The 19,319-nt window shown below is 54.6% G+C and carries 21 protein-coding genes; 16 read left to right on the top strand and 5 right to left on the bottom strand.

What is annotated here, in order from left to right; genetic code table 11:
* The first annotated feature begins 112 nt into the window (after positions 1–112).
* The 6 genes from ACTIDN_RS04685 to ACTIDN_RS04710 all read left to right on the top strand — a co-directional run bounded on the left by ACTIDN_RS04685 (position 113) and on the right by ACTIDN_RS04710 (position 5,495).
* Positions 113–1,177 carry a dipeptidase gene (locus ACTIDN_RS04685; protein ID WP_441376157.1) on the top strand — a complete coding sequence of 355 codons (1,065 nt, stop codon included), beginning with the start codon at positions 113–115 and terminating at the stop codon, positions 1,175–1,177.
* 341 nt (positions 1,178–1,518) lie between these two features.
* A complete protein-coding gene (gene uvrC, locus ACTIDN_RS04690; protein ID WP_441376203.1) occupies positions 1,519–3,378 on the top strand; it encodes an excinuclease ABC subunit UvrC in 1,860 nt (619 codons plus the stop codon).
* A gap of 99 nt (positions 3,379–3,477) precedes the next feature.
* Positions 3,478–4,047 (top strand): CDP-diacylglycerol--glycerol-3-phosphate 3-phosphatidyltransferase, encoded by a 570-nt coding sequence (gene pgsA, locus ACTIDN_RS04695; protein WP_048839343.1) that lies wholly within the window; start codon positions 3,478–3,480, stop codon positions 4,045–4,047.
* Between the two features lie 172 nt (positions 4,048–4,219).
* On the top strand, positions 4,220–4,738 hold the full coding sequence (locus ACTIDN_RS04700; RefSeq protein ID WP_415507498.1) for a hypothetical protein: 519 nt from the start codon (positions 4,220–4,222) through the stop codon (positions 4,736–4,738).
* 34 nt (positions 4,739–4,772) lie between these two features.
* Positions 4,773–5,039 (top strand): molybdopterin converting factor subunit 1, encoded by a 267-nt coding sequence (moaD, locus tag ACTIDN_RS04705; RefSeq protein ID WP_415507473.1) that lies wholly within the window; start codon positions 4,773–4,775, stop codon positions 5,037–5,039.
* A gap of 6 nt (positions 5,040–5,045) precedes the next feature.
* Positions 5,046–5,495, top strand: a complete 450-nt coding sequence (locus ACTIDN_RS04710; protein WP_441376158.1) for a molybdenum cofactor biosynthesis protein MoaE — start codon at positions 5,046–5,048, stop codon at positions 5,493–5,495.
* Positions 5,496–5,499: 4 nt separating this feature from the next.
* Here the strand turns inward: ACTIDN_RS04710 and ACTIDN_RS04715 are convergent, their stop codons facing one another.
* Entirely contained in the window at positions 5,500–6,786 is a 1,287-nt protein-coding gene (locus ACTIDN_RS04715; protein ID WP_441376159.1) for an adenosylmethionine--8-amino-7-oxononanoate transaminase, read from the bottom strand.
* Between the two features lie 60 nt (positions 6,787–6,846).
* Between ACTIDN_RS04715 and ACTIDN_RS04720 the strand changes: the two genes are divergently transcribed.
* The 3 genes from ACTIDN_RS04720 to bioD are packed head-to-tail and all read left to right on the top strand — an operon-like array spanning position 6,847 to position 10,121.
* A complete protein-coding gene (locus ACTIDN_RS04720; RefSeq protein ID WP_441376204.1) occupies positions 6,847–8,040 on the top strand; it encodes an aminotransferase class I/II-fold pyridoxal phosphate-dependent enzyme in 1,194 nt (397 codons plus the stop codon).
* Complete coding sequence (locus ACTIDN_RS04725) at positions 8,037–8,717, top strand: alpha/beta fold hydrolase (protein ID WP_441376160.1); 681 nt, start codon at positions 8,037–8,039, stop codon at positions 8,715–8,717. Before ACTIDN_RS04720 ends, ACTIDN_RS04725 begins: the two co-directional genes overlap by 4 nt.
* Positions 8,718–10,121, top strand: coding sequence for a dethiobiotin synthase (gene bioD, locus ACTIDN_RS04730; RefSeq protein ID WP_441376161.1), 1,404 nt, complete (start codon positions 8,718–8,720; stop codon positions 10,119–10,121). It begins immediately after the preceding gene.
* Positions 10,122–10,217: 96 nt separating this feature from the next.
* Here bioD and lexA read toward each other — a convergent pair whose 3' ends face one another.
* Positions 10,218–10,883, bottom strand: a complete 666-nt coding sequence (gene lexA, locus ACTIDN_RS04735) for a transcriptional repressor LexA (protein WP_441376162.1) — start codon at positions 10,881–10,883, stop codon at positions 10,218–10,220.
* Positions 10,884–11,130: 247 nt separating this feature from the next.
* On the opposite strand from lexA, the gene ACTIDN_RS04740 reads away from it, so the two are divergent.
* A complete protein-coding gene (locus ACTIDN_RS04740; RefSeq protein WP_441376163.1) occupies positions 11,131–12,393 on the top strand; it encodes a carbohydrate porin in 1,263 nt (420 codons plus the stop codon).
* A gap of 18 nt (positions 12,394–12,411) precedes the next feature.
* Here the strand turns inward: ACTIDN_RS04740 and ACTIDN_RS04745 are convergent, their stop codons facing one another.
* The gene (locus ACTIDN_RS04745; protein WP_441376164.1) at positions 12,412–13,611 is read right to left on the bottom strand and encodes a molybdopterin molybdotransferase MoeA; all 1,200 of its coding nucleotides are present in this window, start codon (positions 13,609–13,611) and stop codon (positions 12,412–12,414) included.
* A 141-nt stretch (positions 13,612–13,752) separates the two neighbouring features.
* Between ACTIDN_RS04745 and rpmG the strand changes: the two genes are divergently transcribed.
* Positions 13,753–13,920: a 50S ribosomal protein L33 gene (gene rpmG / locus ACTIDN_RS04750; RefSeq protein ID WP_003623017.1), complete on the top strand. Its 168-nt coding sequence runs from the start codon at positions 13,753–13,755 to the stop codon at positions 13,918–13,920.
* Between the two features lie 231 nt (positions 13,921–14,151).
* Here rpmG and ACTIDN_RS04755 read toward each other — a convergent pair whose 3' ends face one another.
* Positions 14,152–14,481, bottom strand: coding sequence for an FtsB family cell division protein (locus tag ACTIDN_RS04755; protein ID WP_048839334.1), 330 nt, complete (start codon positions 14,479–14,481; stop codon positions 14,152–14,154).
* Between the two features lie 158 nt (positions 14,482–14,639).
* A complete protein-coding gene (eno, locus tag ACTIDN_RS04760) occupies positions 14,640–15,917 on the bottom strand; it encodes a phosphopyruvate hydratase (RefSeq protein WP_086651922.1) in 1,278 nt (425 codons plus the stop codon).
* A 189-nt stretch (positions 15,918–16,106) separates the two neighbouring features.
* Here eno and ACTIDN_RS04765 point away from each other — a divergent pair, with 189 nt between their 5' ends.
* The 5 genes from ACTIDN_RS04765 to ACTIDN_RS04785 all read left to right on the top strand — a co-directional run bounded on the left by ACTIDN_RS04765 (position 16,107) and on the right by ACTIDN_RS04785 (position 19,315).
* Positions 16,107–16,583, top strand: coding sequence for a DUF3429 domain-containing protein (locus tag ACTIDN_RS04765; RefSeq protein WP_415507465.1), 477 nt, complete (start codon positions 16,107–16,109; stop codon positions 16,581–16,583).
* Positions 16,584–16,696: 113 nt separating this feature from the next.
* Entirely contained in the window at positions 16,697–17,671 is a 975-nt protein-coding gene (gene thiO, locus ACTIDN_RS04770; RefSeq protein ID WP_441376165.1) for a glycine oxidase ThiO, read from the top strand.
* 61 nt (positions 17,672–17,732) lie between these two features.
* Positions 17,733–17,930: a sulfur carrier protein ThiS gene (gene thiS / locus ACTIDN_RS04775; protein WP_048839331.1), complete on the top strand. Its 198-nt coding sequence runs from the start codon at positions 17,733–17,735 to the stop codon at positions 17,928–17,930.
* A 3-nt stretch (positions 17,931–17,933) separates the two neighbouring features.
* A complete protein-coding gene (locus ACTIDN_RS04780) occupies positions 17,934–18,710 on the top strand; it encodes a thiazole synthase (protein ID WP_441376166.1) in 777 nt (258 codons plus the stop codon).
* A complete protein-coding gene (locus ACTIDN_RS04785; RefSeq protein WP_441376167.1) occupies positions 18,707–19,315 on the top strand; it encodes a thiamine phosphate synthase in 609 nt (202 codons plus the stop codon). Before ACTIDN_RS04780 ends, ACTIDN_RS04785 begins: the two co-directional genes overlap by 4 nt.
* Positions 19,316–19,319 lie beyond the last annotated feature (4 nt).

The following is a 19,319-nucleotide window of genomic DNA, read 5'->3' on the forward strand; positions in this document are numbered from 1 at the left end:
TTACCCATCCCGGTTTGCGGAGCAAGTAAAATTCGGCCCATAAGGGAGGAATTGGGAGGAAGTCTTGGGCGCAACCTCTTGCAATGACAGCAGACAGGACCATTTTTGCAGCATGACGCATTCTTCATCGGCTCAGGAGAGCCAGTTCCCGGTTTCTGCCGCAGCGCAGGCGCTGCATACCAAACTGTTAACACTGGACAGCCATATTGATATTCCGTGGCCGGACCAGAAGGATGCGTTTGACGATACGCCAGCGCGCCGCGTTGACCTGCCCAAAATGCAACGGGGCGGCATGTCTGCTGGCTGTTTTGTCGCTTATATCGGGCAAGGCCCGACAACAGATACTGGTCATGCCGAAGCCCAGAGCCAGTGCCTTGCCATGCTGGATGTTATTAACCAGATGCAGGGCACACGGAATGGCCTGACGGCGCGTGTCTGTTCAACCGTGCAAGAAATTCTGACAGCTCATGCTGATGGGGTTCTGGCGGTGATACCGGCCGTTGAAAATGGTTACGCCATGGGGGATGACCTTGCTCTTCTGGCGCAGTTTAGAGCTAAAGGTGCGCGGTACGTTACCCTGACCCATAACGGGCACAATGTGCTGGCAGATGCAGCGGTGCATCGCCCAAGCCTTGGTGACAAGCCGGAAAATTATGGTGGGCTTTCTGCCCTGGGGCGTGACGCTATTGCGGAGATGAACCGGCTTGGTCTGGTTCTGGACGTTTCTCATGCCTCTAAAAAAAGCATGTTGCAGGCTGTGGCTGCGTCTCGCGCGCCTATTGTTGCCAGCCACTCCTGTGTCCGGACATTATGTGACCATCCGCGTAATCTGGATGATGAGCAGCTTGACGCCCTGAAGGCCGGGAATGGGGTGATTCAGATTACGGCCATGCCAGCGTTCCTCAAGCCTAAACCGGATGAGGGGAAACGAACCGCTAACGTGGCGGACTTTGTAGACCACATTGATTACGTGGTGAAGCGCCTTGGTGTGCCGTATGTCGGGATCTCGTCCGACTTTGATGGGGGTGGTGCCATTGAAGGATGGGAAAATGCCACTCAGGGCGTGCACCTGACACAGGAACTGATGCGCCGCGGCTATGACGAAAGCGAGATAGCAGCCTTCTGGGGCGGAAATTTCCTGCGTGTGCTGAAAGCGGCGGAGGATGTTGCGGGCTAAGAGAGCAGAATAGGGTATAGAACATGGACGGATTTTTAGGATGTTTGTCCACTTCCGTCTCTTGACTTCCTTATTCTGTCACAAAAAGTTCGCATTGACTGGTAGCTTTGCAACTGTTCTTTGCCAAAATCGTTAAAAATCAACCACTTGTTCTGTATGGCTAAAAAATATGCAATACGAGGAAGGGGGGAGAAATCTGCCATTTTTGGGGGTGCTGAGGGGGGTATTCCACAGCGTTATCCACAGAAACGGTGGATGAAATTTTTGTGTCGAAAGAACGTGTCATGACGACTGACAGGTCTGCAACCGCAGGGCCGGAAGGTGCTGCTACGGAGCAGGCAATGGCTCTCCCCCTCAAAGGGGTAGAGGTGATCCGGCTGGCATTGAAGACCATGCCGCTTTCCCCCGGCGTGTACCGTATGATCGGTGGGAAAGGTGAGGTTTTGTATGTGGGGAAGGCATTAGCCCTTAAAAAACGGGTTACCTCCTACACCCACGTTAACCGTCTGCCAGAGCGGTTGCGGCGTATGGTGTCGGAAACGGTCTCTATGGAGATTGTAACAACCCATACTGAGGCTGAGGCCCTGCTGCTTGAGGCCAACTACATCAAGCGCATGAAGCCGCGTTTCAACATTTTGCTGCGGGATGACAAAAGTTACCCGTGGCTTATGATGACGGACGCACACCCTTTTCCGCAAATTGCCAAGCACCGGGGTAAACCGGTTAAGGGAGCAAGCCTGTGGGGGCCTTTTGCATCAGCGTGGGCTGTTAATCAGACACTGAATATTCTGCAGCGGGTGTTCTTGCTCCGCTCCTGTACGGACGCCGTGTTCAACAGTCGTGTCAGGCCGTGCCTGCTTTATCAGATCAAGCGGTGTTCTGCTCCTTGTGTGGAACGGATCAGTGTGCCCGACTACGCCCAACTGGTGGAGCAGGCTCGGGAGTTTTTGACTGGTAAGGATATGGCGCTGCGTGAGCAGATGAGTACTGCCATGCACCGCGCTGCGGAGGCCATGGATTTTGAACGGGCCGCCGTTTTGCGGGACCGTATTCGTGCATTGGCGCAAATGCAGGAATCTAGCGTTATCAATCCGTCCTCACTGCATGAGGCCGATGTGTTTGGTATCTGGCAGGAAGCTGGCCAGACCTGCATTCAGGTCTTTTTTATCCGTGGTGGGCGTAACAACGGAAACCGTTCATTTTTCCCTGCACATGCGCAGGATGAAGAGGCTGGTGATATTCTCTCAGCGTTTATCGCGCAGTTTTATGATGACAAACCGTGTCCGGCGCAGGTGCTGGTTAATCAGGACCTTTCTGAAGAAGGTCTGTTAAGCGAGGCTTTGTCCCTTAAGCGTGGGCGCAAAGTTGAAGTGCTTGCACCGCAACGGGGGGAAAAGAAGCATGTGCTTGACCACGCGGTAGCCAATGCCCGGGATGCCCTGCACAGAAAGCTGGCAGAAAGTGCAGGGCAGGCCAGATTGCTGGAAGGCGTGGCCAAGGTTTTTGATCTGGAAGAGCCGCCTCAACGCATAGAGGTGTATGACAACAGCCATATTATGGGGTCCCATGCCTATGGGGTCATGATCGTTGGGGGCGCCGAGGGGTTTGACCGCCGCTCCTACCGGAAGTTCTCAATCAAAGGCCCCGTTACCCCCGGTGATGACTTTGGCATGATGCGGGAAGTTCTAGAGCGGCGCTTTGGCCGTGCCCTTAAAGAGGCCGCAGAGGGCGACACCTCTAACTGGCCGGATGTGTTGCTGATTGATGGCGGGGCCGGTCAATATTCCGCCGTTCGAGGCGTGTTGGATGATCTGGGCGTTACTAGCGTAAAGTTGGTTGGTATAGCCAAAGGGCCAGACCGTGATGCCGGGCGGGAATGGTTTTATACTGACAACAAAGAGCCATTCCAGCTCGACCCGCGAGACCCTGTTTTGTATTATTTACAGCGCCTGCGGGATGAAGCGCACAGGTTTGCAATTACCACACACCGCGCTGGACGGTCTAAAACATTGGTGCGCTCTGAATTGGATGAAGTGCCGGGTATCGGGCCAGCACGTAAGAAAGCACTGTTGAATGCGTTTGGCTCCGCGCGGGGCGTGAAGCAGGCAGGGCTGGCGGAGCTCGAATCGGCATCAGGAATTAATCGGGAAACGGCACGGGCTATTTATGGTCATTTTCATCCCGGTTGGACGCCCGATTAATGTGCCAAGCCAGCAATGCAGTGCATTTCTAAGTGAGTGGATCAAAGAGGGGCGCTAAAAGCGTTTCAGCAGCGCGCAAAATAGGATAGGCTCCCGCCAATGCTGACAGATTTGCCGAATGTTCTGACTATTTCGCGTATTGTGGCCATCCCCATAGTCGTGGGTTTTGCCGCATGGGGAACCCCACAAGCGGATGCTGCGGCCTGCGTGCTGTTCATTCTAGCGGGTATTACGGATTATTTTGACGGCAAACTGGCGCGTTCACGCCATCAGCTTTCAGACTTCGGGCGCATGTTCGATTCAATAGCAGACAAGCTGCTGGTTGGGGCCTGCCTTATGGTGTTGGCCGGGCTTCTGCGGTTACCTTACTATAGCCTGTGGCCTGCAATTATTATTTTATGCCGGGAAATTCTCGTATCCGGTATGCGGGAATACTTGGCAGAGCGCCGCGCCAGCCTGCCTGTCACGCGGCTTGCTAAATGGAAAACCGGTTTTCAGATGACGGCGATTGGCTTTTTGCTGGCCGGAGATGGAACCGGCATGCTGCTGGGCATGCCTTGGCTGCCTGTGGCACTCATTGGTGCTGTGTTATTATGGATTTCAGCCGTGCTCACGCTTATTACCGGGTGGGATTATCTGACGACTGGCCTGCGCCACGTTGAGCTGTAAGGCCCTTATGACGTGCGCGACCCCTGTGGCATAAAGAATATGGTCGTGCGCGGTATCTTGTCTCTGGCTGATAAAGCGGTATTTACCTTAGAGTAGTAAGAGCGGGATATGGTAGCCGTAGCAGGTAAGGCTTGAGCGCCTGCATAATAATGAAGGGTAGCACAGTCAGATGATGCGGAAAGCAGCGCTTCTTGGAGCGTGCCTTATTATGAGCGGATGCTCAGGCTTTGGAAAATACGTTTCAGATACCGCCTCTCTTCCCGGTGAAAACCCAAACGCTCCTGCAGGTTCTGACCTGAATATGCGGCGCATCCACGGCTATTCCACAGCTGAAACGCCCATCCTTCCACAAGGCGGAGACATCTGGCCGGGGCCACCTGCGCCATTGCCAACACTTGAAGATGTTGAAAAAGACCGTATTGGCACAGTTCTGGGTGGTGGGGGAGCCGGTACAGGCAGCATTCTGCCAGACGGCGGAGAGCTGGGACTGGGTGTTGATGCTGACAAAGAACCTGCCAGCGGTAAACTTCCGGATGCTGAGCCTGATGCCGCCGGAAAATACGGTGCTAAACGCGGGAATGCGTCAACGATTGAAATTCCCAATGGGGATGGAACTGTGACGCTCATTCATCCAGACGGATCTGTCAGCACGGTGAATGGTAAGCAGAAGCCAACGGCATCTCAGCACTGAAATCTGACTGTTTGTCAGGTAGATAAGGAAGCTTATGACAGTAGAGGTAACAGTCCTGTATTTTGCATCCCTGCGCGAGCAGGTCGGGCGGGAGCAGGATAAAGTGGCCTTGCCCAGTGGTGATGCTGTGAGCGTGCATGATCTTTTGGGTATAGTGACCCATAACAATGCTGAGGTTAAGGCTGTGTTTGAAAACATGCCCCGCCTGCGCGTTGCTATTAATCAGGCATTGGCTACGTTTGATGACGTTGTGAAGCCTGGAGATGAGGTTGCTTTCTTCCCGCCAATGACGGGGGGCTAGGCTCAAATGCCCCGCATAGTTGTAACATCTGACAGGTTTGATGTTGGGCAGGAAACCGCACGGCTTTCTGGTCTGTCGGCTGGTGTTGGTGGTCTTAGTCTTTTTATTGGGCAGGTCAGAGGGCAGGGCGATGGGCTGGAAAGCCTGACGCTGGAGCATTATCCCGGCATGACCGAAGCCATACTTGGTCAGTTGGGCCAAGAGGCCATAGAGCGTTTTCAGCTTCTGGGTTGCACCATCATTCATCGCGTTGGCACTATGGTAGTTGGCGAGCCGATTGTGTTTGTGGGGTCTGCTGCCGGGCATAGAGGGGAAGCCCTACAGGCAACAGCTTTCCTGATAGATCGCCTCAAGACCGGTGCCCCATTCTGGAAGCGTGAACAGTTTGCAGATGGCCGGAGCGCCTGGGTGGACGCCAAGGCTGCGGATGATAAAGCCGCAGCCGCGTGGGACTAAGCGTCTAGGCTTGTTCTGACAGAACACGATAAATAGTGGCAGTAAGTTTGCGGAGGTCCTGTTCCGTAATTGTGAACGCTGGTGTCAGGTACACAATTGAGCGGAAAGGCCGTATCCAGACACCTTGGGCAATAAACTGCTGACGCAGGGCATCTGGGTTGGCAATTTTTTCGAGTTCCACCACGCCAATCGCCCCGAGGGTTCTGACATCTTTGACGCCGGGCAGAGCGCGGCACGGCTCAAGAGTTTCAGCCAGAACCGCTTGAATGTGCTGGACCTGCTCCAGTCTTGGCTCCTGTTCAAACAGATCCAGCGATGCATTGGCGCACGCACAAGCCAAAGGATTGGCCATAAAAGTTGGTCCGTGCATGAGCGCATGTTCTGGATTGTCAGATAAAAAGGCGTCAAATACATGCCGCCGTGCCACGGTGGCTGCCAAGGCCATGGTGCCACCGGTTAACGCTTTGGAGAGCGTTATGATATCCGGCACAATGCCAGCCTGTTCACACGCAAACAATGTGCCTGTACGGCCAAAGCCTGTAAAAATTTCGTCCAGAATAAGCAGCATATCGTGCTCATCTGCTGCTTTGCGGAGTGTGCGCAGGACCTCCGGTGTATGAAACAGCATGCCCCCAGCACCCTGAACCAATGGCTCAGTGATAATGGCCGTTATCTCATGCGCATGGTGTTTGAGCAGACGGTAAAACTCTGCCGTGCTGGCTTCATCTTGAGGGAGGGGGGCTATGATATGCTGTGCCAGAGCGTGACCGTACAGATGGTGCATCCCTTCTTCCGGGTCGCAGACGGCCATGGTGGCGAGCGTGTCACCATGATACCCGCCTTTGAAAGCCAGCATTTTGGTGCGTTTAGTCTGACCTTTGTTCAAGCGATACTGAATGGCCATTTTCATGGCGACTTCAACAGAGACTGAGCCAGAGTCCGTAAAGAACACACGTTCAAGGTCACCGGGCAGCATGGCGCTCAAACGGCGTGCCAAGCGTAAAGCGGGCTCATGTACGGTGCCCCCGAACATGATGTGGGGCATAGCAGCCAACTGAGTTTCAACTGCTGCACGGATATGCGGGTGGTTATAGCCGTGGCAAGCAGTCCACCAAGCGGCTACACCGTCGGTCAGGGTGCGCCCATCTGCCAGTTCAAGAGTTGTACCGTATGTCTTAACGGCAGCGAGAGGAGCAGATGCGGTTTTCATCTGCGCATATGGCAGCCAGATATGAGGTAAACCTGCCTCGTACCACTCTGGGTTGGTAGGACCGTTTGGAGCCGCTGGCATCTGGTTCTTCTCCTTACTTGGTGATTGACCGAAAGCGACGGCTCCGGCACCAGTGGTGTCATGACGCGGTTTGATACTCTTTTCCAGCACGGCGTGGAAAAATTGGCCGAACAGGGGCGTCTTCGTACGTCACGCAGCCTTAACCCGGTGCAATCTGGCCTGCTCAAGCGGGCGGACGGCACTGTTTTGGTCGATTTTTCCTCCAATGACTATCTCGGTTTGCGCACGAACCCTCTGTTACTGGAGCGGGCGCTCATCTGGGGCGAGCGTTATGGAGTAGGCTCCGGAGCATCGCGCCTTGTGACGGGCACCTGTGAAGGAACACTCCATCTGGAAGCGCGGTTAGCCGCTTTGAAAGGGATGGAGGCAGCGTGTATTCTGTCTTCAGGCTGGCAGGCAAATGCCACTCTTGTGCCATCGCTAGTCCGGCTGTCACAGGCTGTACTGGGTGCGCCAGCCGTCGTGCTGGTTGATAAGTTGATCCATGCCAGCCTTTACCATGGCTGTGCCGCGGCGGGCATCCAGCCCTTGCGCTACAGACATAATGACAGCGCCCATCTAGAAGCGCTGCTGTCTAAAACAGCCGACCAACCGGGCCTGAAAATTGTGCTGACAGAAAGTGTGTTCAGCATGGATGGAGATAAGGCGGATATAGCAGCACTCTCCCGTCTCTGCCGCCAGTACAATGCATTTCTGTGTGTGGATGAAGCTCATGCCACCGGCATATTGGGCCAAAAGGGCGAAGGATTGGCTGGAGGCGCGGCAGACCTCGTGGTCGGTACCTTTAGCAAAGCCTTGGGGAGCATGGGGGCGTTTGTTGCATCCTCGCAACCCGTTTGTCAGTGGCTTATCAATAGTGGGTCTGGCTACATTTATTCTACCGCGCCGTCACCTCTAGTGTTGGGAGCAGTGGATGCGGCACTCGACCTGATTGAGACGGATACCATGACCCAGACACGCCAGCGGGTAGCCCAGCTTGCAAGCCAACTGCGCCAGCGGATGGAAACGGCTGGGCTGGATGTTGGTCCGTCCTGCACCCAGATTGTTCCTATTATTGTGGGGCCGGAACACACAGCCTTACGGGCCGCTGCTGCGGTGGAGGCTGCTGGTTTTCTGGCTGTGCCCATACGGCCACCAACTGTCCCTCCGGGAGCGTGCCGATTGCGTGTGGTTCTAAACGCCCATCATACTGTTGAGCAGGTGGACCAGCTTGCAGAAGTTTTGGTTCAAGCGGTGTCTGGTGCAGCGTCATGAGGGCAGATTTACGACCCGTCTTCATGCATGGATGGGCCTGTGGCCCGGAGATATGGCAGCCGCTTCAGCAGATGTTAGGATGGCGGGAAGTCATAACGGTTGATGGAGGGTATTTTTCTGACCCATCCCGTGTTGGCCACACAGCTTTGCCGCAGGTAAGGGAGCAGATTGGCGCACAGCCAATTCTGGGAATAGGGCATTCTCTGGGGTTTATGCAGCTTGTACTGGCTGGGCCGTGGCCGGAGGGAAGCCTGTTTATTGCCATTAACGGTTTCAGCCGTTTTGCAAGCGAGGCTGATTTTACGTGTGGCGTACCGCCGCGTATCTTGGCGCGAATGCAGGCAGGATTGCTGCGGGATGCAAGGCAGGTCGTCAATAATTTCCGTGCACGGTGTGGTTTGGCAGCGCAGGAGCAGAAGCTCTTCAATATAGCAGCGTTGCAAGCGGGGCTAGGCATGCTGGAACAAGGGGGTATCAGGCCTCAGCTCTCTATCGGGACAATCCCGGCCCTTGGGCTGGCGGCGGAGGATGACCCCATTGTACCACCTGATATGACGCGTGCTGGGTTTGCGGGCATAGAAGCGATGGAATGGCATGATGGGGGCCATATGTTGCCCCTGACGCAGCCTGAGTTTTGCGCGCAGCAGATACAGAATTTTCTTGATAAGGCCGTTTGAGTGACCCAGCTTTCTAACCGCGAGGCGCGTATTCACCATAGCTTTAACAAAGCAGCCGAAAGCTATGAGTCTGCGGCATTTTTTCAGCGGTATACCGCTAAAAAGCTCCTTGCTCACTTACGGCAAAAATTGGGTGATCGTCAGCCGCGGCGCATTTTGGAAGTGGGATGCGGCACCGGATTTTTGACGCAGCTCCTGCGTGAGGAGTGGCCAGAGGCCGACATTCTTGCCACCGACATTGCGCCCCATATGCTCGAACAGGCGCAAAAGCGGGCAGGAAGCGGGGTATCGTTTCGGATAATGGATGCAGCGCAGCCGGATGTGACTGGGCCGTTTGATATGGTGTGCGGTAACCTTGTTTTTCAGTGGTTGGCACATCCACAAGATGTCCTGAATCGTCTGAACAGTATTTTGCAACCCGGTGGAATTGTAGGATTTTCGACACTTCTGGATGGCACATTTTCTGAATGGCAGGAGGCCTGTGCCCCTGACCAAGCGGGAACGCCAGTTTATCCGTCAGCGGATGCCGTACAGCGCCTCAGACCCGCCTTGTGTTCTGGAGTGTGGGTGACAGAGACCTGTGTTCAGCCATTCCAAAATGCAGCCGCATTTCTGCACCATCTGCGGCAGACCGGGGCGCTGGTTCCTCGGGTTGGCCATAAAACCATGAGCATTAGTCGTCTCAAGCGCGCAATGGTGCGGTTTGATGCGGCCGGTCAGGGAATTAGCTGGCAAGTTGCATACGGGTGCTTTCAAAAACCAACGCGAGCAGGGGTGTTTGTCACTGGAACCGACACGGGGGTGGGAAAAACCTTTGTTTCGGCCTGTTTGGTTAAAGCGTGGAAGGCTCTTTATTGGAAACCGCTGCAAAGTGGGCTGGCTGACGAGCAAGGCGATACACCTACTATCGAAAATCTGACTGGTTGTGGACCAGATGCCTGTTTTCCTCCTGCTGGAGCATTTCAGGCTTCGTTATCGCCAGAGGCGGCAGCGCATGCGGAGGGTGTCAGCATAGACCCTGCCAGTTTGGCTCTGCCTTTACGCGATGCAGAGAGACCTCTGGTAGTTGAAGGAGCGGGGGGCCTTATGGTGCCTGCAACAGATACCCTGATGATGCTGGATCTGGCACAAAAATGGGGCTTGCCAGTTGTTCTGGTGGCCCGAAGCGGGTTGGGAACGATTAATCACACGCTGTTAAGTCTGGACGCTCTGCGCCAGAAAGGTGTGGCTATTGCTGGTGTTGTGATGAACGGCCCCTTGAATCCCGCCAATAGCCAAACGATTGCGCAAAAAGGCAGAGTGCGCATTTTGGCGGAAATACCGCATCAGGCAGAGGTTTCAGCGCAAGCCGTTTCCCATGTGGCAGCAACGCTGCCGTTATGGGCGGATATATCCACAGAGTAGTGAGTCTAAAGCTCTTTCTTCATTTTTTTTGAAGAAAGAGATGGCATGCAAAACGTGCTGTAACCGGAGAAGGTTTTACCCTTCTCCGGCTTATTTTTAATGATAACGCCGGATAAGGGCCGCCAGTCTGCCTTGAATTTTCAGGCGTTCAGCAGGCACTATACGCGTTTCATAATTAGGGTTGGCGGCTTCAAGGGCAATGGCCTTGCCTTTGCGCCGTAGCCGTTTAAGCGTGACATCATTATCATCAATAAGCGCCACCACAATCTGACCGTTCTCTACTGTGTCGGTCCGCTTAATGATGACATAGTCCCCATCCATGATCCCGGCCTCGATCATAGAATCTCCCGCAACTTCCAGAGCATAATACTCGCCTGTTCCGGTCAGCTCCGCGGGGATATCCAAAAAGGCAGTCGTGTCTGACAAGGCTTCAATTGGAAGGCCCGCAGCAATGCGGCCGTAAAGGGGGATTTTGTGGGGTGGTGCGCTTGACCGTGAAAAATCGCCACGAATGACGTTGGAAGGTAGATTTTCGCTAGGATCCGTCATTTCAGGTAACTGAATGACTTCCAGTGCACGGGCCCTGTGATGGTGGCGGCGCAGAAAGCCGCGTTCCTCCAGCCCTGAAATAAGCCGGTGGATGCCAGACTTGGAGCGCAGGCCCATGGCTTCCTTCATTTCATCAAACGAAGGAGAGAATCCGGTCTGTTTGAGGTGAGAATCAATAAAAAGCAAAAGCTTGTGCTGTTTACGGGTTAGCATGGGGTGGCACCTCAAAACAGAACGATGTACTTGGTCAAAAATCTTTATTTGTTCTATATAGGTTCTCTTTTTGGGTCAAGGGCTTATGTTGCTTTTTATTCTGCCACAACGGCGTATCAGGCGTCCGACATTAGCCGTTTTCAGTGCAGTTTATTCACGCTAGGCCCTCTGGCATGAACTATTTTGTTTCTCCAGAAAAATCATGAGGCTCTTCTGTTTTCTGAAAAGGAAGCTGGTAGCAGAAGGCATGATAACCGCCCTGTGTCTTGCGAGTGTGGCGCAGCAGGGTGCTGGGGCTGAAGCATACCCCTATTCAGAGAGTTTGACCGGAGACTGGGGTGGTTTTCGTACCACGTTATTCAGCCATGGCGTTGATTTTAAAATAAATGACCAAAATGAATATTGGGGGGTGCCGGTAGGCGGAAGCCAGCCGTCAAACAATTATATTGGCGCAACCACGGTAGCCCTGACGCTTGATTTACGGAAAATAACCGGGTTGCGGTTAGGGCAATTGAGCATAAGCGCTGTTGATATACGAGGAAGGCCGTTTAGCAACACGCCTCTGTATGTGTTCAATCAGGTTTCAGGCATTGAGGCGGATGACAACCTGCGGCTGTATGAACTTTGGTACGATCGGGCATTCTGGCAGGATAAACTTGATCTGCGGATTGGTAAGCTAGATCTGAGCCACGATTTTATGAGCAGTGATACGGCTCAGAATTTCCTAAATGCCTCTTTTTCCTGGCCTATGGTGCCGGATAATAACCTTTATGATCAAGGCCCTACATCACCACTCGCAACACCTGCTATCCGGTTGAGCTATAAACCGGATCAGGCTTGGCAGATCTTGGCATCTGTAGGGGACGATAACCCCATAGGGGCAGGGTTTTACAATAAAGATGATCCGTGGAACCAGAATCAGGACCCCAGCGGCACGCGCTTTCATTTTGGCACAGGGGCTCTGTTTTTCCTTGAAGCGCAATATCATCGGCAAGACGCTGTTTATGAAGGAAATTTCAAGCTGGGCGGATACGGCGATACCGGTTTTTTTCCAGATCAGGCAACACAAGAACTAAAGCATAAGGGCAATTGGGCGCTGTATGCTGTGGCGGATCAGATTGTGGCCCGTTTGTCTGGCCAGGAACGTCTGGCAGCATTCGCCAGAGGAACATGGACAAACCGCGCTGACCGCAACCAGATTGTGTACAGTATTGATACTGGAATAGTGCTGCAAGCGCCGTTTCAGCGGAGTGACGATGCCTTGGGGCTGGGGTTTGGTATGGGGGCACCCAGCTCTGTTTTAGCCCGCTCGGAGCGGCGTGCAGGCACAACACCGCAAGGCAATGAATATCATCTGGAGCTGACGTATCACTATCAGGCCGTTGGCTGGTTGTCAGTCCAGCCAGATATTCAAGGCATTATTGCCCCCAGCGGGGGCGTGCAGGATAGCTTTGGCCGCCGTGTAAAAGACGAAGCCATCTTTGGGCTTCATACGAACGTATCGTTTTAAAATATTGTTTTTAAAACATTATGGGAGGCGTATAATGCGACAGGCCGCCCCTGTTTTTTCTGCTGGGGCAAAAGGTGCGCGTACAAGCAGTGCATCGCTTTGCGCCAGAATGTTAAGTTGCGCGGAATCCTGAGATGGAAAAGGCGTAACGACAGGCAGGCCTTTTTCAGCGTGTGGGCTAAGCGTACAGCGCATGAAGTCCTGTCGCTGGTCATTCTCACGCACATCTGCGCCCAGTATGGCGGCTTCAGTCTCAATTTCTGTGCTTATATGCTGGCCCATCAAGGCGCGTACAGCAGGGGCCACAAACACCAGAGAGCATACCATGGCAGCCACTGGATTACCGGGTAGGCCGATCATGGGGGTGTTGCCCAGTTTGCCAGACATGAGTGGCTTGCCGGGGCGCATGGCTATTTTCCAGAAATCTAGCGAAAGCCCGTGATCTTTGAGCGTTTGCTGCACCAGATCATAAGTGCCCACGCTTGCCCCACCAATAGTGACCAGAAGGTCCAGATGGGCTGCGTGGGCGATCGAGGCTGAAAGCGAGGCCGCGTTGTCCCGCGCTACGGGGAGCAGGATAGCGTCTGCACCAATGCTGTTCAGATAAGCACTCACCATGAACGCGCCGGAATTGACGATGGAATCTGGCTTGGCAGGCTCACCGGGTAGAATAATTTCATCCCCGGTGGCCAAAATGCCCACACGGGGGCGGCTGGCAACGGGTAGCCATAGGTGCCCTGCAGCGGTTGCAAGGCCGATATCACGGGCAGACAGAGTTTTGCCGGCCGGGAGAAGCATTTGCCCTGCCGTAAAATCCTGCCCTTGGTGGCGGATAAACTGATTGAGCCGGCCCGCTGCTTGCAGAGTGGCTAGAGTACCGTCACGCTGGATATTTTCCTGTATCAGTATGCAGTCCGCCCCCGTAGGGATCTGGCTACCCGTAAACACCCTCAGGCACTCACCGGGGCCGACTGTGAGCGGGGAGGGGTGGCCTGCCGGGGCTTCTCCCACTACGCGTAGGGTAGCGCCTTCTAAGGCATCCTCAGAACGGGCTGCATAACCATCCATAGAAGAGACGGATACCGGCGGGTTGGAGAGGCGTGCCGTAAGAGGTTGAGCAAGAACACGACCGCATGCGGCTGCGACTGAAACGGTTTCTGAACCGCAGGAAGACAAATTTTCGAGGATTCGGGCGCGCGCAACAGCCACATCCAGCATGTTTTTTTACTCCTTTTGGCTATTCTCGCGCATAAACGCTGTAAGAATACTTGACCTTTGGCTCTTGTATGCGCATTTTGCCCGCACTTGAACACCACCCGGGCGTTGTGCCCGGTATAATCATGCTCTGCTGAGGAAGCCATGGCCAAGACCAATGTTATCAAGATCCGTCTCGTTTCCACGGCGGACACCGGTTACTTCTACGTCACGAAAAAGAATGCTCGTGCACACACCGGTAAAATGGAACTGAAAAAATACGATCCTGTTGCACGCAAGCACGTTGTGTTCCGCGAAGCCAAGATCAAATAATTCACCCTTCCTTTAGGATGAATTAAAAAAACGGTGCCTTAGGGTGCCGTTTTTTTTGTTTATACTGATAGAGCTAGGTGGTGGCACGACATAGTGCGCACGGGTACGAGCTACTGAGGCCGTAGGCACAGTCTAGCAATGCTGTGTCAGGATCGCCTTGTAGTCCGCACTAAGCGAGCCACGGCAAAGTATAGTACTTAACCTCTGAAGGTCCGCTGGCCCGCTACAGACTTAATAAAGCGGGTCCCGGCGGTCATAGGGCACAACAATATCGTTTTTGTCAGCTAGATTGAGCATGGCACGGGCACGCTCATCCAGTGTGTCACGGTCAAGGGAGTGGTCACGCAGGCCATTGACCCGGCGGCGCCATGCGGCTTGTTCGGCCGATGCATCCTGCTGGGCCTGTTTGGCCTGATCCAGCAAGCCAAGCTGCTGCTGATAGGCTTTCATGCCGTGGTCGCCCTGTGTGGCGTTCCAGCCGAAATATCCAGCGATTCCTAGAAAAACGAGCGGGGGAACAACGGCCCGTACGGCGCGTCTGATCATGCGGCCCAATTTCACGTTCGTTTAATCCCTTCGCTACACTCAGCCATATCTAGCACATTAAGCGTGTAAATTTGTTTAAACTATGCAGATGCCTACGCGTAAAGAGTAAAAAAGGGCCGTGGGTTGTCCCCACGGCCCTTTGCTCCTGTCCGGTGTTCCGGAGAAAGAGCGGTTTAGCGTTTCAGAATGCTACGGCCTGCATATTGGGCTGCTGTCGCAAGTTCCTGCTCAATACGGATAAGCTGGTTATACTTTGCTGTACGGTCAGAGCGGGAGAGAGACCCTGTTTTGATCTGACCGCAATTGGTGGCAACTGCGAGATCAGCAATGGTGGAATCTTCTGTCTCACCTGAGCGGTGGCTCATGACGGCCGTGTAACCAGCCTTGTGGGCCAGTTCGATTGCCTGAAGGGTTTCGGTCAACGTGCCAATCTGGTTGACCTTGACCAGCAGGGAGTTACCAACGCCAGCTTCAATGCCACGGCGCAGGCGCTCAGGGTTGGTTACGAACAGATCATCCCCAACAAGCTGAACTGTTTTGCCAAGAGTCTGAGTCAGCAGGCTCCAGCCTTCCCAGTCATCTTCAGCCAGACCATCTTCAATGGAAACGATCGGGTAACGCTTGGTCAGGTCTTCAAGGTAAGCCACCATCTGGCCTGCATCAAAAACCTTACCTTCACCTTTCAGGTTGTATTTGCCATCGCGGTAGAATTCACTGGAAGCGCAATCGAGGGCAAAGGTCACGTCCTCACCCAGACGGTACCCTGCGGATTCTACAGCGCGGGAAATAAAGCCCAGCGCGTCATCTGCAGATTTAAGGGCAGGGGCGAAGCCGCCTTCATCCCCCACGTTGGTGTTGTGACCAGCGTCTTTGAGGGCTTTTTTCAGGTGTGCAAAAATTTCAGCACCCCAGCGAATGCCATCCGATACTGTTGGGGCACCAACAGGCTGGATCATGAATTCCTGAATATCAATCGGGTTGTCTGCGTGTTCCCCACCGTTGACAATGTTCATCATCGGGACGGGCAGGGTGTGGGCAAATACGCCACCAACATAGCGGTACAGTGGCACCTGAAGTTCGGCGGCAGTGGCTTTAGCAACGGCGAGAGACACGCCCAGAATGGCGTTGGCACCCATGCGGCTTTTGTTGGGTGTCCCGTCAAGGTCGATCATCGCATTGTCGATGTCGATCTGGTCGGAGGATTCGGCACCCTGAAGAGTCGGGAGAATTTCGTTCTCGATATTTTCAATGGCGTTCAGCACGCCTTTGCCGCCGTAGCGCTTGGGGTCGTTGTCACGGAGTTCAACGGCTTCATGTGCGCCAGTGGATGCACCGGACGGAACAGCAGCCCGGCCTTTTGCGCCGGAAGCCAGCTCTACATCGACCTCAACCGTAGGGTTGCCGCGACTGTCGAGGATTTCACGCGCAATGATATCTACAATGGCACTCATGCTTTTTTCATTCCCGTTTATAGCGCCGGATAAGCGTGCATCCGGCGGCGGTGTCTTGCTTTTTGTTATCGTGCTTCACGAAACATGGACTCTGCCGTTTCCATGTTGTTGCCTAGTGGCATCGTGTTGGGCTTTTCTGTCAACCGATCAGATGCAGGAAAACGTGCTGAGGAGGCACTTCTACCGCTTATGAAAAAACTTCCCTTCCTTGCCGTTGTGCTGACCATGGCAGGCTTGCTGCCCTTTATTTTTGGCGCGTGCTGTATTGTGTTCTTCAACTCCGGCGTGCCTGTGCCCAATTTGCTCATGGCTTTTATTTTCTATGGGGCCATGTGCCTCAGCTTTTGGGGGGCGGTGCAATGGGGGCTGGCACTGGAGCCTGAGCCCAGCATTGTAACGGCGACTACAGGCCAGTTGGACACAACGCGTCTGCTGCTTGGGGTAGTGCCAGCAGCATTGGGCTGGCTTGCAGCCTATCTTGCTTTTGCATGGCAGCCCATCGCAGGGCTGGCAACTCTTGCCGTTGCGATTCCCGGCATCGCGCTGGTTGAACGCGCAGGGTGGCGGCGTGGGGCCTTGCCCACAGGGTATATGGGCCTGCGCTGGATAGCGACAGCCATTATGGAATGCTGTGTCGTGATTGTTCTGCTGTTGCGTCTGGTGTGACATCAGACCATGGCAGTACGGGATGACGCTGGTCTGGGGAGTGTTATAACGCCTCAAGGGTCACACAAACCCGGTTGAGCATACGGCATAGCCGGCGTGAGAGGATATGAGAGATGCAAGGCACACCGCGCATTCTGGTAAAAGGGGCTGGTGTTGCGGGCATGACCGCGGCCGTAACATTGGCTGAGCGCGGTGGGCGCGTAACATTGTATGATCCCGGTGGCAGGGTAGGTGCCGGAGCATCATGGATGGCTGGCGGCATGCTGGCTCCTTGGTGCGAGGCTGAGTCAGCGCCGGAAGAGGTCACAGCACAGTCAGTTGCTTCGGTGGACTGGTGGGCTGCTCATGTCCCTGACGTTGTGCGGGCAGGGAGCCTGGTTCTTGCTCCCCCACGGGATGTGGGGGAAGTCGCCCGTTTCGGTCGCCGGACGTCTCATTTTCAGACGGTTGATGGGGAGCAGATTGCTGAGCTGGAGCCTGATCTGGCGGGGCGCTTTCACAAGGGGCTGTTCTTTGCAGAAGAAGGGCATGTTGACCCGCGCAAGGCCTTAGTGGCGTTGCTGGCCAGCCTCAAGAGTATGGGCGGTCAGGCCATCTTCAATGAAGCGGATGAGCCTGACGCTGCGGGTTTTGACTGGGTTGTGGACTGTACAGGCCTGAATGTCCGCAAAGCTTTGCCAGCCCTGCGTGGTGTGCGGGGTGAAATGCTCCTGCTGCGATGCCCGGATGTTGCTTTACACAGGCCGGTCAGAATGCTGCACCCGCGTATTCCCATCTACATTGTCCCGCGTGCGGATCATGTCTTTATGGTGGGCGCTACCATGATTGAGAGCGAGAATGCGGGTGGCATGACGGTACGGTCCATAACCGAACTATTGAATGCGGCATGGGTTCTACACCCAGCGTTTGCTGAAGCGGAAATACTGGAAATGGGAACCGGTGTGCGCCCCTCTTTCCCCGATAACATGCCCCGCGTGATTCAAGACGGGCATACAGTGTATGTTAATGGCATGTACCGGCATGGTTTTCTGCTGTCACCAACGCGTGCGCAGGAGGCTGCCGATATTGTGTTTGGTAGGGCAGGCTAAAAGCTTGCGTTGACGGCATAGAGTGCTTAGGTGCCGCTGCATGAGCAAGGGAGAACGGCCCATGAAAATCGTGGTTAATGATGAAGTGCAGGACGTTTCAGCCACCACGCTGGCCACATTGCTGGATGAACTGGGTTATGGTGGCGCACGCGTTGCCACAGCACTTAATGGAGATTTTGTGCCGGTAGCGCAGCGCATTCAGGCCCCGCTGCATGAAGGTGTAAAGGTTGAAATTGTTGCACCCATGCAGGGAGGTTAACCCATGACCAGACATTTTTACGGCACTGAACTGACTTCTCCGCTGATGTTGGGAACAGCCCAATATCCATCCCCCGAAATTTTAAGTGATGCTGTCCGGGCCGCTCAGCCGGGTGTGGTTACGGTCTCTCTACGCCGGGAATCAGCCGGGGAAAGAGCTGGGCAGGCCTTCTGGTCGCTCATTAAAGATCTGGGCGTTCCTGTTCTTCCCAATACTGCGGGCTGCCATACCGTGAAGGAAGCTGTGACTACCGCCCACATGGCGCGGGAAGTGTTCGGTACGGACTGGGTCAAGCTGGAAGTGATTGGTGAGCTGGATACGTTGCAACCTGACGTATTTGGCCTGGTGGAAGCCGCCCGCATTTTGTCTGATGATGGCTTCAAGGTGTTTCCCTACACAACGGAAGACCTTGTGGTGGCCGAGCGACTGCTGGCGGCGGGCTGCGAAGTGCTCATGCCGTGGGGCGCGCCAATTGGCTCTGGTAAAGGGCTGAACAACATATTCGGCCTGCGTGCGCTCCGGGCGCATTTTCCGGATGTGCCTCTGGTTGTTGATGCCGGGATTGGTGTGCCATCCCACGCCACACAGGCGCTGGAACTGGGTTATGACGCTGTGCTGATTAATACTGCCGTTGCCAAGGCAGGAGACCCGGCAATCATGGCCGAGGCCTTCCGGCTGGCTGTGCAGGCTGGGGCTCTTGCCTGTAAGGCTGACCCCATGGAGGAGCGCGATATGGCTGTGCCCTCTACCCCTCTTATAGGAAAGGCCATGCTGGCATGAGCGCACTCCCTCAGAAAATTTATCCGGTTGTTGATACGGCTGCCTGGGTTGACCGGCTGGGAGCCGCTGGCGCCCGTTTCATTCAGCTTCGTGTCAAAAATCTGGAAGGGGACGCTCTGCTGGCGGAAATCCGCAAGGCGCATGATTTTGCCAAGCAGCATGGCGTCTGCCTTGTGCTCAATGACTACTGGCAAATCGCGATTGAGGAGGGGATAGACTATATCCACCTTGGTCAGGAAGACCTTGATACAGCAGACCTTGATGCAGTGCGGAAAGCTGGCATACGGTTTGGCCTGAGCACCCATAGCCATGAGGAACTGGACCGCGCTCTATCCTTCAAACCGGATTATGTGGCGCTGGGCCCTGTGTGGGAGACCCGGCTCAAGAAAATGGCTTTTAGTCCGCAAGGTGTGGAAAAGCTGACCGAATGGAAAAAACTGATAGGCGATCTGCCGTTAGTAGCCATCGGCGGCATTACCTTTGAGCGTCTGCGTGCCTGTCTGGATGCCGGAGCCGATAGTGTTGCCGCAGTGTCAGATTTTACGCTGAATGCAGACCCGGAGGGGCAGGTGCAACGCTGGCTGGCTGAAGCCGAACGCGCCTAATTTT

Origin of the sequence: Acetobacter sp. (assembly GCF_052102375.1) — a bacterium.
GTDB lineage: Bacteria > Pseudomonadota > Alphaproteobacteria > Acetobacterales > Acetobacteraceae > Acetobacter.

Excerpts from the sequence above, each read along its gene's own strand:
- ACTIDN_RS04715 (WP_441376159.1), bottom strand. The coding sequence starts at position 6,786 with ATGCCAGCGGCTCCAAACGGTCCTACCAACCCAGAGTGGTACGAGGCA.
- moaD (WP_415507473.1), top strand. The coding sequence starts at position 4,773 with ATGACAGTAGAGGTAACAGTCCTGTATTTTGCATCCCTGCGCGAGCAG.
- ACTIDN_RS04745 (WP_441376164.1), bottom strand. The coding sequence starts at position 13,611 with ATGCTGGATGTGGCTGTTGCGCGCGCCCGAATCCTCGAAAATTTGTCT.
- lexA (WP_441376162.1), bottom strand. The coding sequence starts at position 10,883 with ATGCTAACCCGTAAACAGCACAAGCTTTTGCTTTTTATTGATTCTCAC.
- ACTIDN_RS04710 (WP_441376158.1), top strand. The coding sequence starts at position 5,046 with ATGCCCCGCATAGTTGTAACATCTGACAGGTTTGATGTTGGGCAGGAA.
- ACTIDN_RS04725 (WP_441376160.1), top strand. The coding sequence starts at position 8,037 with ATGAGGGCAGATTTACGACCCGTCTTCATGCATGGATGGGCCTGTGGC.
- ACTIDN_RS04780 (WP_441376166.1), top strand. The coding sequence starts at position 17,934 with ATGACCAGACATTTTTACGGCACTGAACTGACTTCTCCGCTGATGTTG.
- ACTIDN_RS04740 (WP_441376163.1), top strand. The coding sequence starts at position 11,131 with ATGATAACCGCCCTGTGTCTTGCGAGTGTGGCGCAGCAGGGTGCTGGG.
- ACTIDN_RS04785 (WP_441376167.1), top strand. The coding sequence starts at position 18,707 with ATGAGCGCACTCCCTCAGAAAATTTATCCGGTTGTTGATACGGCTGCC.
- ACTIDN_RS04720 (WP_441376204.1), top strand. The coding sequence starts at position 6,847 with ATGACGCGGTTTGATACTCTTTTCCAGCACGGCGTGGAAAAATTGGCC.
- pgsA (WP_048839343.1), top strand. The coding sequence starts at position 3,478 with ATGCTGACAGATTTGCCGAATGTTCTGACTATTTCGCGTATTGTGGCC.
- ACTIDN_RS04765 (WP_415507465.1), top strand. The coding sequence starts at position 16,107 with ATGAAAAAACTTCCCTTCCTTGCCGTTGTGCTGACCATGGCAGGCTTG.
- thiO (WP_441376165.1), top strand. The coding sequence starts at position 16,697 with ATGCAAGGCACACCGCGCATTCTGGTAAAAGGGGCTGGTGTTGCGGGC.
- eno (WP_086651922.1), bottom strand. The coding sequence starts at position 15,917 with ATGAGTGCCATTGTAGATATCATTGCGCGTGAAATCCTCGACAGTCGC.
- uvrC (WP_441376203.1), top strand. The coding sequence starts at position 1,519 with ATGGCTCTCCCCCTCAAAGGGGTAGAGGTGATCCGGCTGGCATTGAAG.
- ACTIDN_RS04685 (WP_441376157.1), top strand. The coding sequence starts at position 113 with ATGACGCATTCTTCATCGGCTCAGGAGAGCCAGTTCCCGGTTTCTGCC.
- ACTIDN_RS04700 (WP_415507498.1), top strand. The coding sequence starts at position 4,220 with ATGCGGAAAGCAGCGCTTCTTGGAGCGTGCCTTATTATGAGCGGATGC.
- rpmG (WP_003623017.1), top strand. The coding sequence starts at position 13,753 with ATGGCCAAGACCAATGTTATCAAGATCCGTCTCGTTTCCACGGCGGAC.
- thiS (WP_048839331.1), top strand. The coding sequence starts at position 17,733 with ATGAAAATCGTGGTTAATGATGAAGTGCAGGACGTTTCAGCCACCACG.